The organism is Coleofasciculus sp. A1-SPW-01 (assembly GCF_040217205.1).
Lineage (GTDB): Bacteria > Cyanobacteriota > Cyanobacteriia > Cyanobacteriales > Coleofasciculaceae > Coleofasciculus > Coleofasciculus chthonoplastes_A.
Genome location: NZ_JAVJNP010000192.1, coordinates 1 through 13247 on the forward strand (window position 1 = coordinate 1; position 13247 = coordinate 13247).

Annotated in this window: 11 protein-coding genes; 3 read left to right on the plus strand and 8 right to left on the minus strand. The window is 43.1% G+C overall.

The window, feature by feature from the left end; all coding sequences use genetic code 11:
• Together RH949_RS27935 and RH949_RS27940 are read right to left on the minus strand one after the other, a co-directional pair.
• Nucleotides 1–3120 (minus strand): Hpt domain-containing protein (locus tag RH949_RS27935; protein ID WP_446357756.1); only part of this gene is annotated, 3120 nt, incomplete at its 3' end.
• A 255-nt stretch (nt 3121–3375) separates the two neighbouring features.
• Complete coding sequence (locus RH949_RS27940; RefSeq protein ID WP_006106011.1) at nt 3376–3855, minus strand: TrkA C-terminal domain-containing protein; 480 nt, start codon at nt 3853–3855, stop codon at nt 3376–3378.
• 192 nt (nt 3856–4047) lie between these two features.
• Between RH949_RS27940 and RH949_RS27945 the strand changes: the two genes are divergently transcribed.
• Together RH949_RS27945 and RH949_RS27950 are read left to right on the plus strand one after the other, a co-directional pair.
• Entirely contained in the window at nt 4048–4926 is an 879-nt protein-coding gene (locus tag RH949_RS27945) for a TIGR02587 family membrane protein (RefSeq protein WP_006106006.1), read from the plus strand.
• A 180-nt stretch (nt 4927–5106) separates the two neighbouring features.
• A complete protein-coding gene (locus tag RH949_RS27950) occupies nt 5107–5520 on the plus strand; it encodes a TIGR02588 family protein (RefSeq protein WP_006106043.1) in 414 nt (137 codons plus the stop codon).
• Nucleotides 5521–5538: 18 nt separating this feature from the next.
• Here RH949_RS27950 and RH949_RS27955 read toward each other — a convergent pair whose 3' ends face one another.
• The 3 genes from RH949_RS27955 to RH949_RS27965 all read right to left on the minus strand — a co-directional run bounded on the left by RH949_RS27955 (nt 5539) and on the right by RH949_RS27965 (nt 6832).
• On the minus strand, nt 5539–5763 hold the full coding sequence (locus RH949_RS27955; RefSeq protein ID WP_446357759.1) for a hypothetical protein: 225 nt from the start codon (nt 5761–5763) through the stop codon (nt 5539–5541).
• Between the two features lie 299 nt (nt 5764–6062).
• The gene (locus RH949_RS27960; RefSeq protein ID WP_006106046.1) at nt 6063–6545 is read right to left on the minus strand and encodes a cupin domain-containing protein; all 483 of its coding nucleotides are present in this window, start codon (nt 6543–6545) and stop codon (nt 6063–6065) included.
• A gap of 62 nt (nt 6546–6607) precedes the next feature.
• Nucleotides 6608–6832, minus strand: coding sequence for a glutathione binding-like protein (locus tag RH949_RS27965; protein WP_446357761.1), 225 nt, complete (start codon nt 6830–6832; stop codon nt 6608–6610).
• Nucleotides 6833–7007: 175 nt separating this feature from the next.
• Between RH949_RS27965 and RH949_RS27970 the strand changes: the two genes are divergently transcribed.
• Nucleotides 7008–8003: a pentapeptide repeat-containing protein gene (locus RH949_RS27970; protein WP_446357763.1), complete on the plus strand. Its 996-nt coding sequence runs from the start codon at nt 7008–7010 to the stop codon at nt 8001–8003.
• Nucleotides 8004–8042: 39 nt separating this feature from the next.
• Here the strand turns inward: RH949_RS27970 and RH949_RS27975 are convergent, their stop codons facing one another.
• The 3 genes from RH949_RS27975 to RH949_RS27985 form a co-directional block, all read right to left on the minus strand.
• Nucleotides 8043–9224, minus strand: a complete 1182-nt coding sequence (locus tag RH949_RS27975; protein WP_446357765.1) for a leucine-rich repeat domain-containing protein — start codon at nt 9222–9224, stop codon at nt 8043–8045.
• A 14-nt stretch (nt 9225–9238) separates the two neighbouring features.
• The gene (locus RH949_RS27980; RefSeq protein WP_446357767.1) at nt 9239–10408 is read right to left on the minus strand and encodes a hypothetical protein; all 1170 of its coding nucleotides are present in this window, start codon (nt 10406–10408) and stop codon (nt 9239–9241) included.
• Nucleotides 10409–10640: 232 nt separating this feature from the next.
• Nucleotides 10641–12968: a hypothetical protein gene (locus RH949_RS27985; RefSeq protein ID WP_446357769.1), complete on the minus strand. Its 2328-nt coding sequence runs from the start codon at nt 12966–12968 to the stop codon at nt 10641–10643.
• Between the last annotated feature and the right edge of the window lie 279 nt (nt 12969–13247).

A 13247-nucleotide genomic window follows, 5' to 3' on the forward strand; every position in this document is an offset into this window, starting at 1 on the left:
CTCTGGAGACTCATCAGTGAACCAATCTGCCTCTAAATCCTCTGGTTCGGCGCTCTCGGCTAAGGCTTCCTCCTCTTGTTCGCCGAATAAGTCGTCTAAGTCTTCGCTCGATGGTGTTTCTAGGATTTCCTCATCCCCAAATAGATCGGCAGCACTGTCCGATGTTTCTGGTTGCGGTGTCTCTACAGATTCATCGATTAACCAATCTGCCTCTAAATCCTCTGGCTCGGCACTCTCGGCTAAGGCTTCCTCCTCTTGTTCGCCAAATAAGTCGTCTAAGTCTTCGCTCGTCGCTGTTTCTGGAGTTTCCCACTCGCCCCATACATCCGCTTGGGTGTCCGATGTTTCTGGTTGCTCTATCTGTTGAGACTCATCAGTTAGCCAATCTGCCTCTAAATCCTCTGGCTCGGTGTTCTCTGCTAAAGCTTCCTCCTCTTGTTCGCCGAATAAATCATCTAAGTCTTCGCTCGTCGCTGTTTCTGGGATTTCCTCATCCCCAAATAGATCGGCAGCACTGTCCGATGTTTCTGGTTGCGGTGTCTCTACAGATTCATCGATTAACCAATCTGCCTCTAAATCCTCTGGCTCGGCGCTCTCGGCTAAGGCTTCCTCCTCTTGTTCGCCAAATAAGTCGTCTAAGTCTTCGCTCGGCGCTGTTTCTGGAGTTTCCCACTCGTCCCATACATCCGCTTGGGTGTCCGATATTTCTGGTTGCGGTGTCTGTTGAGACTCATCACTTAGCCAATCTGCCTCTAAATCCTCTACTTGGGTATTTGAATCAAATGACTCCTCTCCGTCTTCAACAAATAAGTCGTCTAAATCTTCGTTAGATGGAGCCTGTGGTGTTTCCCAATCGCCAAATAGATTAGCTGCTGATTCAGTTTCCGATGTCCACGGTTGTTGTGTCCCTTGAGATTCATCCGTTAACCAATCGATATCAAAATCTTCTACCTGTGCCGTTGAGCCTTGTGACTCTTGACCCTCTTCAGCAAAGAGTTCGGCGACATCTTCTGTTACTTCTGGCAGAATTTCGTCGCCTTGTTCCTCAAACAATGACTCCGAACTATCTCCATCCTTTTGGGCTGAAGTTGTGCTTTCATGCAATAACGCTTCATCCGTGGATGTAGGCAGTTCAACGATAGAATCGTTTTCTGGCTCAGTCAAGCTATCGACTGGTGTTGATTCAACTCCAGGTTCTGAATCAAAGAAATCATCGAGCGCCTCAAAATCGGGGAGGTCTTCTGAGTCTTCCCAAGCTTCTTGATCAAAATCGTCGAGAGATGTTTCTTCAAAGGGATTTGATACATCCCCCGCTTCTGGTGTTGCTGATTCGATGTCGATTGTCTCAGCTTGATTGTTATTGTCTAACTGGTTTTCTAGATCTAAATCATTACTTTCTAGATAGTCTTCCAGATCTAAATCGTCCTGATTTACTGATTCTCCCAGGGTTTGGGCATTTTCCTCAGTGCTAGAAATTTCTAGCAGGTCATCAAAGTCCCAGTCGGACTCTGAGACTGTTTCATCGCCCTCAAGGGGGGATTGAGGAAAGTTCTCCTCTACATCCAAATCCTCAAGTTCAGAATGACTGAGAATTTCCGCTGACGAAGCTTCTCCTTCCTCGTCAAAGAAACTCTCACCAAATAAACCATTCAAGTCATCGTCTGAGTGACTCATCTGGTCTGAATCCTCTGAGCTATCTGACTCAAATAGTAGATCAGAAAAGTCATCGGTTAAGCTGGATGAGATATCCAGGGAATCTGATGATTCTTTTGAGGCTTGAGGATTGGCGATCGCGTCTGGTGAGAAGTCATCCGTTAACCCCTCCATTAACTCATCATCGGTGGTTGAATCCTCTAAATCATCACTCTCCCCAATTAGATCCGAAAAATCATTCGAGTCTTCAAGATCCAGAAAATCATCTGAATCCGAGTTTAAGGATTTATCGTTTAGGTTGATAACATCTTCTTCTTCTTGCCAAGTTTGATCTAAATCAGGTGTTTGAGTTTCAAAAATATCGGCTAAACTATTGAGTTCGGCAATACCCACTTCGGGTTCGCCCTGATCAGAGAGAGGAGAGATAGAGTTTGAGGATTGAACCGTCGAGAATTGGAGTTGATCGCGTCTGAACCGGGCGGTTTCGTTTGGGTTTTGGATATAGGTATCCTCTGCTTGGATATAGGTATCTCGACTATCGGAGAGATGGGTGTTTTCTTTGTGATTGTGGTTAGATTCCTCGGATGCAGAAGTGGGTTGAGGGGAAGAATAGGTGCTAGCATCAGATGCTGTGGTTGATTCGACTGTTGTCGCATCTGGTGCAAGGGCTTTGAGTTGTTCACTGGGTACAATCTCGGCGGATCGCCCAGTCAGCACTAATTCTTGAGCTTGTTTAATTTCTTTAATGGTGACGCTAGCGAGTAAGCGGTAGGAATTCTCGGGATTCGCGATCGCACGTTTTGATATCTCTAATAGTTCACCCCACCCCGGTAAGTCCAATCGATCGCCTAATTCGATCAACTGTTGGCAATGTTCTTGCAGGGCGTGGCGATGTTCGGGAGTATCCGACTGCTTATACAGTTGCAACATCTCCCGCAGTTCTACTAAGACATCTCGCTTAAAGGTGGCGGGCAAGGTTTTTGTTCCTTTACTAGAGGATTGAGAGGAGTTGGCTAGGGTAGGAGTATCACCAGCCGCTTGAGAGTTTTGGACTAACTGTTGCAGATAGCTGTTAAGTTGCTCAAAAACAGGCTCAGCATCAGACATAATCGGGCTAGCTGTTTCGTCGGTCAAGCCATCAGAACCTTGAAGCTGGTTTAACAGAGCGCTGAGGGTATCAAAAACTCGCAGCAACAGGGTTTCTAACTGAGTATCTACTTGGATTGGAGTCTCTTGAAGGATTTTAAAGTAATCTTCTAGGCGATGGGCAGTTTGATGAATGCTATTGAGTCCTAACATAGCGGCTCCACCCTTGACCGAATGAGCAGCGCGGAACATTTCGTTCAGCGTCTCAGGGTCTTCGATGGTGCTTTGCAGATTTAGCAAACCTTGCTCTATGGTATTGAGGTGGTCTTGTGCCTCCTCCATAAAGTAGCCCATGATTCGCTGTTGTTGTTCCGACTGCATAGCTATATCCCTCAAAGCGTAGTAATGTGGGGTATTTTGCTTACCTAACTGCCCTGATTCAGTGCAGCGCTCGATTAAGGTTTACCATGAATAGTTTTTTTAATGTAGCTAATCTATTTCGGATTGACCTTAATTTATGGCGAATCAAACTTAGCTTTCCCCCTTACCCCATCTGATTGTAGCATTGCGGTCTACCGACTCTTTTCCTCAATTCGTTTTTTATCCTTTGTCCTTTGGTATGCTGAAACCGACGCTCTAAAGATTATCCTCTGCCTCTTCCCGATTTTGTTTTGCCAAGTTCCGTTGCTGCTGGGCAACGGCTTTTTGGTGAGACTGTTCGCCCGTCCAATCCGCACCTCGTTGGTCTAACTCATTCAGCAAGGGTAATCGACCATACAAAATCAATACATCACCCGGACAAATGTGAGTGTGTCCTTTGGGTGCGCCCACATAGCGACCATTCTCCCGTTGGATTCCCAGCACCACCACGCCTTCTTGTCTCAACCCCAACTCCCCTAACTCTTTATCTGCTAACCAATCGTCTGGTTGTACTTCCATCTCCATTACGGTGTAATCACCAGACAGACGTAGCAAACTGGTGTAATCTTGCACATTCAGCGTCGTCCAGCGCTGCAACGCCCAATTAATCAGTCGTGACAAATAACGGTCAACCCATTTACTCGTGGCTAAAACCCACAGCACCGCTAATCCTATCCCCAATATCAGCGATCGCACTTAATGGCGAAAGCCTTGTAGTGCGTTAAGCGAAGCCATGCCGTAGGCTTTGCATCTTGCTCGCTACTAATACCCAATTTAAATGCATGACAGCTTATCGATGGTGACTATGCTAACTTCAAAACGGATGATCTTGATTTGTTTGTTATGCATTAAACATCAATTATCGATATTTTATACTTTAAAATTATTATGATAGAACCAATTCATAATCAACAGCAATCGCAGGCGTGGTCAAGGGAATTTCATCAGCTCATTCGAGGTGCTTTTGGCGGATTTTTATTTGGTATTCCTCTGCTCTATACCATGGAGGTTTGGTGGATAGGTTCATATATTGAGCCTATCATCTTACTGGGGGTTCTGAGCATTACGTATATGACGGTGTTTTTATTTAATCGCAGCGAAGGGTTTCGCAAAAGCAGCCGCGATGGGATGCTTCATGCCGCTATGGAAAGTGTGGAAGCATTGGCAATTGGCATTGTCTGTGCGACATTTATTCTAATTTTGCTGCGTCGAATTACCGGAGAAACTCCCATTGATGAAGCATTAGGAAAAGTTATTTTTGAGAGTGTGCCATTTTCCTTGGGTGTAGCGATGGCGCGATCGCTACTGCCGGAACAATCGGCTGAATCTGACTCCAGTCAATACTTACAGCCGATCAAAAAACGGGGTTTACGGACGATGATAGCTGATATTAGTGCCACCTTAATCGGTGCAATTATTGTCGCCTTTAGCATTGCCCCGACTGACGAAATTCCCACCCTAGCAGCTTCAGCTTCATCCCCTTGGCTACTGATAATTATAGCTGCATCCCTATTTATTTCCTACGGAATTGTTTTTGCTGCTGGCTTTGCTAACCAACACCAACACCACCTCCTCAACGGGATCTTGCCAACGCCTATCGGGAAAACTATTCTCTCCTACTTGATTTCACTGCTAGCTTCGGCTTTAATGTTGTGGTTCTTCAACCGTCTTAGCTTGAGTGATCCGTGGTTTTTGTGGTTGCGGTATACGCTGTTATTAGGGCTACCTGCAACAATTGGTGGTGCTGCTGGACGTTTAGCAATATGATATAGCAATCCTAAATAGGTTGTGAAAAATCAAAAAATAGAAAAAAGCTTTGAAACTCTTTCCCATTGCCCATGACACACCGAGCGAAGCGTTCGACTGAGCGCTCACGCCGAAGTCCGAGGTGTTCCCCATTCCCCAAAATTATCAGATGTTTGGACACGACTTAAATAGGATTGCTATATGAGTGATCAGTCTTCCGATCAAACGAACTCCTCTCATCGTTCCCCGGCGGAGTGGGTCAGCTTTACAATTGCCCTGTTCATTTTAATTACAATTGTGGGACTGGTCACATTTAGAGGACTGGGTAGAGACAGTCAACCCCCTATCCTCTGTGTAACTATTAAACAAGTAGAAATTAGCCAAGTAGAAGGACAATTTTATGTCCCCTTCGCCGTTACTAATAGCGGCGGGAAAACGGCGGAATCTGTTCAGGTGGTGGCGGAACTCACAACAGCATCGGGAGTTCAAGAATCAGGGGAACAAACGATTAACTTTTTGTCCAGTGGTGAAATTCAAGAAGGAGCCTTTATTTTTAGCTACCCTCCCCAAGAGGGAGACTTAAAGGTACGGGTGGCTAGTTATAAATTACCATAAATTTTATTATTTCTGTTCCTAAATCCAAGGAGCATTATCCATTATAGCATTTAACATTTTCTGGAAATTTTGACGGAACACTACGGCTAATAAACCACAGAATAGTGTAGTTGCTGTCATCACCCACCAAAAGTGAGTGACTTGCCATACACCGCCGAATAGGGCAAAAATAATTAGTCCAGCAGCAGCACCCCCTAGAAATAGTAGAGTTGTTTCTTTAAAGGTGCGTGGTTTTGATTCCATAGGATTACCTCCTGATCCGAATGACACTCATTTTTTACTTTTACTATAACAAGGCGATCGCGCTTTTGCCATAGCGTTAAGTCATTAAAAGGAATGATAAAAGTCATTGAGGCTTAATTCGGCATCGCTTTAACCCCTGCTAATTGGGATTGAAGCCGAGCCAAATAAGCCGCTCGGTATTTATTGGCTCCATACATTCCATGTAAGCCGCACCCGTCTTCACCCGATTGGATGAACTCATTGGGTGAAGTCAAATTGCATGAGATTACGCTACAAAATGGAAAACTATAAAACCTATCTTAGGTGTCTAATGATTTCCAAGATTTCGCATCAGAACAGTCATAAATTTCGATGGTATTGCCACGACGAAGCATCCGTTTTCCCAGCTTGGGAAACTCAGCAATTTCTATGTCTAAGTTTTCTCCTCCCATTAAATATACAAGATCTTCGTCGCCCGTGTTTCTAAGATGATGTGCAACCGAAGGCGTTGGAAATCCCATGAAGTCTCCTGAAATGACTTCAAATTCCTCCCCGTCAATTTCCGCAATCCCCTTCCCTGATAGGATGTAAATCCATTCTTCCTCGCGATAGTGGGAATGATAAATAAAGGATTCCTTACCCGGAGCAATTCTGGCAAAGTTAACTCCAGTGCGCTTTAGTCCAACTGTCCGCCCTAAATAAGTCCCAGATATTTCGGAATTGGGATTCCAGGGATGTGAAAAGGTTTGCATACTGTCGGCAATCTGTTTAGCTCGTAGAATCGGATAGGTTTTGTCTTCCATTATGACTCTCAGTGTTTGTTGATAATAGTCTAAATTGTACTCATAATTATTGTCTTTTAGGGTTAAGTTTTTAAAATAAATGACAACAAGCTGACGGCTAGCATAATGTCTGCACCAGTGAAATCGTCTCCGACAATGTAGGTATTATAGGTTAACTCTTCGTCAACAAACGCGATCGCGATGTCAAGTTCCTCCCGCATGGCAGCAACTATCGCAGGTGTGACGCGAGCAAACCTCGTATAGCATTGACATAGGGGTTGATGGTTCTCTCCGGAAAATGCATCCATTGCAGGTATTTGGCACGCAAGGGTGAACTGATTGGTGGCGCAAGATGACCTTCACCATAGCGTTCGATTAAATACTCTATAATTATTTGTCCGATAACCTAACGTAACGTGAGGTGCAAGATGAAATTATAAATTGTTGGATTTGGTATAATCATTCCGATTCTGGGAGCATGACATGAACAAGGATGAACTGATTAGATGTTATCAAGCGGGTCAAAGAGATTTTTCGGGTGTGGATTTAAATGGCGTAGCAATCAGCAATGTTGATTTGAGTGGCATAAACTTAAGCCATGCCAATTTGGGGGGAGCTAATTTGCATAGGGTAAATCTAAGTTATGCCAACTTAAGCCATGCAAATTTTATGGGGGGAGCAGACTTTGATCAGGTCAATCTTAGTTATGCTAATTTGAGTAATGTTTGCTTAGATCACACTCTGCTCAAAAATTCCTATCTAACTGGGGCAAATCTAAGTTGTATGTCTGCACTTCAATCATCTTGGAACAACTGCGATTTAAGTGGTGCAGATTTGAGTAACATTGATTTTGAGGAAGTCAATCTGTCAAGTTCTAATCTCAGCCAAGCTTCTCTGACTCACGCTTGCTTCTCCGTAAGTGTTAAGTTAAATGATGTCAACCTGAGCAAGGCTAACTTAACGGGTGCTAATTTAACGGGTGTTTGTAGTTTTATCAAAGTCAATTTGAGTGACGCCACACTCACACGCACTCTCTATGGCTCTTGTATTAATGCTGTAGTTGACGTTGACCTAACTCAAAAGGGAGCAATCTTGATTGAGTCTGGGGCTGATTTGAGTGGTTTTGATCTAAGTTATTATATCAGTCATTTCCCAAATAATTTCCGCATCAGCGTTATTGGGGGACTCAGTGAAGTTAACTTTAGTCATGCCAACTTGAAGGGTATCGATTTGAGTGATGAAGAATTAACATCAGCCAACTTTAGTTATGCTAATTTAGCTAGTGCCAACCTCAATGGTGCTGATTTAACTGATGCCAAATTATGTCATGCCAATTTAGAAGAGGCTGACTTGTCTTATGCTGATTTAAGCTATGCAAATTTACGGGATACTAACCTGCGAAATGCCAATTTAACCGACGTGAATTTCCGCCATACTATCATGCCAGATGGTAGGGTGAGAAATGATAACAGTGATTAAGCCTTGCATGAGAGTCATTAAACAAAGTGCAGGGCAAGTTTACTCCTCATCACTATTTCCCCAAAAGCAAATATATGAGTAAGTGGATGGACAAGTCGGTGGTATAATCGGATTGCCTTCAAGGTAAAGTCTCATCAGATTCGTTAATCCAGAAAGGGAGCTAATATCGGTGATTTGGTTAAATCTGAGGTCAATCCACTTTAGGTTTTTGAGTTGAACTAAAGGAGTAACATTAGTAACTTGGTTGGAGTGAAGATCAAGTCCAGTTAGGTTGTTAAGGTTAACTAAAGGGGTGATATTGGTTATCTGGTTATAGTTGAGATGAATCCACTCCAGATTAGTGAGTTGAGAAAGAGGACGAACATCTGTGATTTGGTTATGACTGAGCGCAAGACCCGTCAAATTAGTGAGTTGAGAAAGAGGACGAATATCCGTGATTTGGTTATGATTGAGGGCAAGCTGCCTCAGATTCGTGAGTTGAGAAAGAGGGCGAATATCTGTGATTTGGTTATTACCAATGTAAAGCGACTCCAGATTTGTTAGTTGGACTAAAGGACGAACAGTCGTAATTTGATTATTATTGAGGGAAATCCGTCTCAGATTTGTTAGTTCAGCTAAAGGGTAAATATCTGTAATTTGGTTGTTGTTGAGAGCAATATCTTTCAAGTTAATTAGCGCAGAAATAATCCGAAAATTGGTAATTTGGTTATGGCTAAGGTTAAGAAATTCTAGATTAGTTAGTCCAGACAGAGGGCTGATATTTGTTATTTGGTTATGACCAAGGTCAAGCCATTCTAGATTAGTTAGTTCAGACAGAGGGTTAACATTTGTTATTTGGTTATGGCTAAGGTCAACCTTCTTCAGATTCGTGAGTTCGACTAAAGGACTGACATCTGAGATCAAGTTAGAGCCGAGGTAAAGCGTTCTCAGATTCGTTAATCCAGAAAGAGGGCGTATATCCGTTATGTTTTGGATTCTGAGGTTAAGCTGAGTGCGGCTTGACAGATTATGATCGGCTTGTTCACAATTATTTGTGCCTGCCTTGTTTAACAGTACCGCCACTGTTTTTTTCGCTTCATCGGACAAACTCTCTTGTTGAAGACACCATTGTTTAAACGAACGACGTTGACTGGATAAGGCAGCTTGAGTAACACCTAATTTACAGTTGCCGAGTATCCACAAAGCCATTATTAGGGCAATTGCGCTAATTTTTTTCATCATTAATTAAAACTTAATTAGACTCCACCAGGGACGATATCCAGACAGCCTTCGATATAATCGACTTCGGGACGTTTCCCGATAATAATTTGAGTCACCTTAGTTCCATCTGTGGCAAACTTAAGGCGTAAATTCTGGTCTCTTTGGCTTTGGGGAACAAATGTCAGGAAATGACCCTGTTCGGAATTGGGTAAAGGATTCACTTGAAGCCGTTCCCCATAAAGAGATTTAACCTGGTTTTCTGTATCGCCAACCCTTGCTCCACTGACTGTTGTCGGGCGAGAGTCTTTAATATCAATTCGGGCAATACGTCCGTTCCTGACCATAAAATTAGCATTAAGTCCTTCGGACAGTTGAGTAGGCTTATAGTAACTACAAACCGGATTAGGGTTTGAGCTAACAGGAATTAAATCAAATCCTGCCGCTTGTGATGCTTGGTCAACAGTCATGCCTATATTTACAGGTCCAAAACCATTAATCGCAATTTGAGAGAGGGGAGTTAGCTTCACGGGAGTCGAGCCTTTTCCTAGACAAAGGTTATCCCCACTTTCATCACCCAAACAGTTTCCATTTTTGTCAAGTATTATTACATGACTAACCGTAGAAAATTGTTTAAGCGTTTTCTCAATGGCAGTTGTAGTTCGCACTGAATCTGCAATACCGTCGTGAATCATGTTTCGGCAGAATTGCAATTGAGCCACGCCATTATTGATCGAAATTGTAAAGTCTTGACCACAGTTAGACTCTCCAGTTAGAGAGGGAACGGTAGCAAGTCCCTGCTGTTTCTCTGAGGAGGTAGGACCAGCGAGAAGTTGGGCGATCGCAAATTGGGCAACTCCTTGACTAGATGGGGTTCGCCAAACGGATTTGACGTTGGTGGGATCTTGCGATCGCGCGATCGGAAAAAAGATTTTAACTCGACGTTGGACACGAGATTCCGTCCTGTCTGGGGATTGAGTTTCTGCTGAATTGGGTGTCGGGGATTCAGGTTGGGATAACTCGGTTTCGGATAAGTCAGATTCAGGTGGGGAGATTGGAGTTGAAACGTTACTCTGATTGGCAGGTTGTCCGCAAGCACTGAGTCCTACTAGAGAAATGAGTAACCATCCTAGTAAAGCAGAATAAGCTGGCTGTATTTTTTGAAATTTAGCTAAATATTGGCTGATTTTGCCTAAAAAATAAGTCATATTACCTAGAGATAATCAGCTAATGTAGAAAACTCAACTTTCTCATTGGAATAGCTTACTGTAGCAAGATTTAGCAGCACCTAACTTCCTCCATCCCGTTCCCCCAATCGGGTGAGGCTTATCCACTCTTTAATACTGTTTCCAACCTACTTAGGGTTACGTTAGTGCTTCAAAACCTGCCACCACATCTAGAAGTTCTAATTATGGACAAAGGAAAAAATGACTAGATTAACTATAAATTACTGATAAATATCATCGCTGACGCCTGATTCATTGTTGCCACTCTTGACACCGCCTGACGCCAATTTTGTTGGTCTTGCTTCCGGGTTTCTAACTCCTTAAATTCTAACCAAACCTTTGCCCGAATATCCTCATCACTCAGGAAAATTTCCCACTCTCGCTTCATGTCTCTGGCATAAATAACCAAATCGATAAATTCCTGCACCATATAATAACGAGCTTGACTGGGTGCTGTTAGCCAACTATTTAATGTTTCCTGACAAGCCGTCACTGCTTGCTCATGCAGTTTTTCTAGATTTCTGAGTACCTCTGAAGCATTGGACGGATCAGGTAAAATTCCGAACACTTCCGCCAGACTTAAATCAATATCTGATTGCAGGATCTCATCAAGCTGTTTGCGAATTAAATGTAATAGAACACTTCCGTAAGAAAACTCGAATTCCCAAAGCGTTCTAAAGCCTAACTCTAATTGGTTTCCCCGTTGTCCTAGTAAATCCGCCATGTCTTTGAGAAACTCAGCACCTCGGGTTGAGGTTAATTCGCCCAACTTACCTTGATTGACTAAAACATCAGTCACCAATGATTTCACTTTATCAATCGATAGTCTCAATCCTTGATCAACTTGTAAAAAATGCCGCGATAAATGAATTCGCAGTTCCCGAATGTAAACGCGGTAGATAGCTTGATAGGATTCTTTAAACTCAAACTCACAACTACGGCTAATAATTTCCTGATCCGTCTCTGGAATTCCTTTATCGGTTTGACAGTTTTTCAACGCGGCTTGCACCGCTATCTGAAAGTCTGGATCAATGGCTTCAGATTGCTCTTTCAGTTGATTTCTCAGTTCTAAAAGTCCTTGGATGAGTTCCTGAGACAGTTGCTCAAATAATCGTCTAAATTGGCGAGATTCTCCTGTATTATATCCCAAAGCTTGATTTGATTGTTCCAGGGCTTGGTGAATCTGCTGATGCAATTGTTGCAGGTTACTTTGGCAACGACTCGCGTATCGTTGATCCAAGTCTTGAATATTTACCATGAGATAGTCTAAAACATGATTAAAGACTCGGTTCGCATCATCTGGATCAGAACAATCTGCTATTTCAGTTTGTACAACCTGAATCGTATCAATATTTTGTTTAAGACGTTGACAGGCTCTAAGATTCTCGGTTCTGCGACTATAATTTAAAACCATAAATGACCGTTTTTCTAGATCATTTAGCGCTTGTGCTGCTTTATCATATAACTGAGTATCGAGGCATTGCCATTGATAACGCTGCGGATCAGGTCGTTTAATAAACAAAACCATATCCACTTCATTACCCAAGGTTTCTAACATCAACGTTTCATCGCCTAACTTGGAGTCGCCTAAACCCGGAACATCGACCAGCGCAATTTTGCCCACATCCGGATTTTGAAACGGACAAACGATCTTAACCTCTTTCACCGCCAAGTGTTTGAATGCGGTTAAGTTATTCTGTTGAGTACCATCGCGTTTCTGCGTAACATAATCGGTAATTTCCTCAGGCTTAATTTTTAGCGATCGCGGATTTCCAGACTGAAGCAAGGATCGATAGTGACGGAGGTTTTGATGATAATCGTAGCAGAGGCGTTTGTACATTTCTTCATGACTGGCTCCGGCTACGCCTTGTTCAGGAAATACATGGTTGGCGAACTCATCTAAGCTATAGGGTTTTTCCGTCAAACCCAGTTCCTCGTAATAGGGATAAATAACTTCATTTAAAAAGGATGATTCCGAATGCAGCGTAACTTCAACGTGAACAGAGGGATTGGGTTTAGGTAAAACCATCTGCTCTTGAATACCATATAAACTGGAGCTTACGCCATTAAATTGTGTCGTATTTTCCCTGGCGTTATTGTGAGCATAAGAGTCCTCTTGCCGATTTTCAATTTTGCTGCGAACTGCCGTGCAAGCACCTCCTTCGAGTGCCGGAATTTCATTATCTGTCAGTCCACTTAAGGTTTTTAGTAATGTGCTTTTCCCCTGTCCCATTAATCCGACAACACCAATATTTAAGGTGGGACGTGAGAATCGTTTTTGCAGACTGTTCAGATGCTCAGATTCAACTTGAAGCTGTTGCAACAAGTAAGAGAGATGAATGGTATTGAATTGCTCGCGAATTTCACTCTCACCGAACGATACATCCAGCCGTTGGCGATACCGCTCTAATTCGCGTAGGGCTGTGACAAGTTCCGCGAGATGGCTTTCTACCTGTTGTATGTTTTGGACTAGAGGTTGGCGCTGTTGGATGATTTGGTTAATCCGTTGCGCTCTTGTCTGGGGGGGTTGGCTGGTATTCATAAAACCAGAAATGTTGTTGATTAAACCCTTAGATTACTCCAAAGTGGAATGGCACTGAAAATTTGCATTTTGGGATTGCCTTCACTTTTGATATACCGTAGGGTGGGCATTGCCCACCAAGCCAAGGTTAAATGAGCTTAAGCTGTCATGCATTTAAATTGGGTATTAGTAGCGAGCAAGATGCTTGATGTAGCGAGCAAGATGCAAAGCCTGCGGCATGGCTTCGCTTAACGCACTACGGCAAGGATTGCGCCATTATTGATATTAAGGTTTAAATGC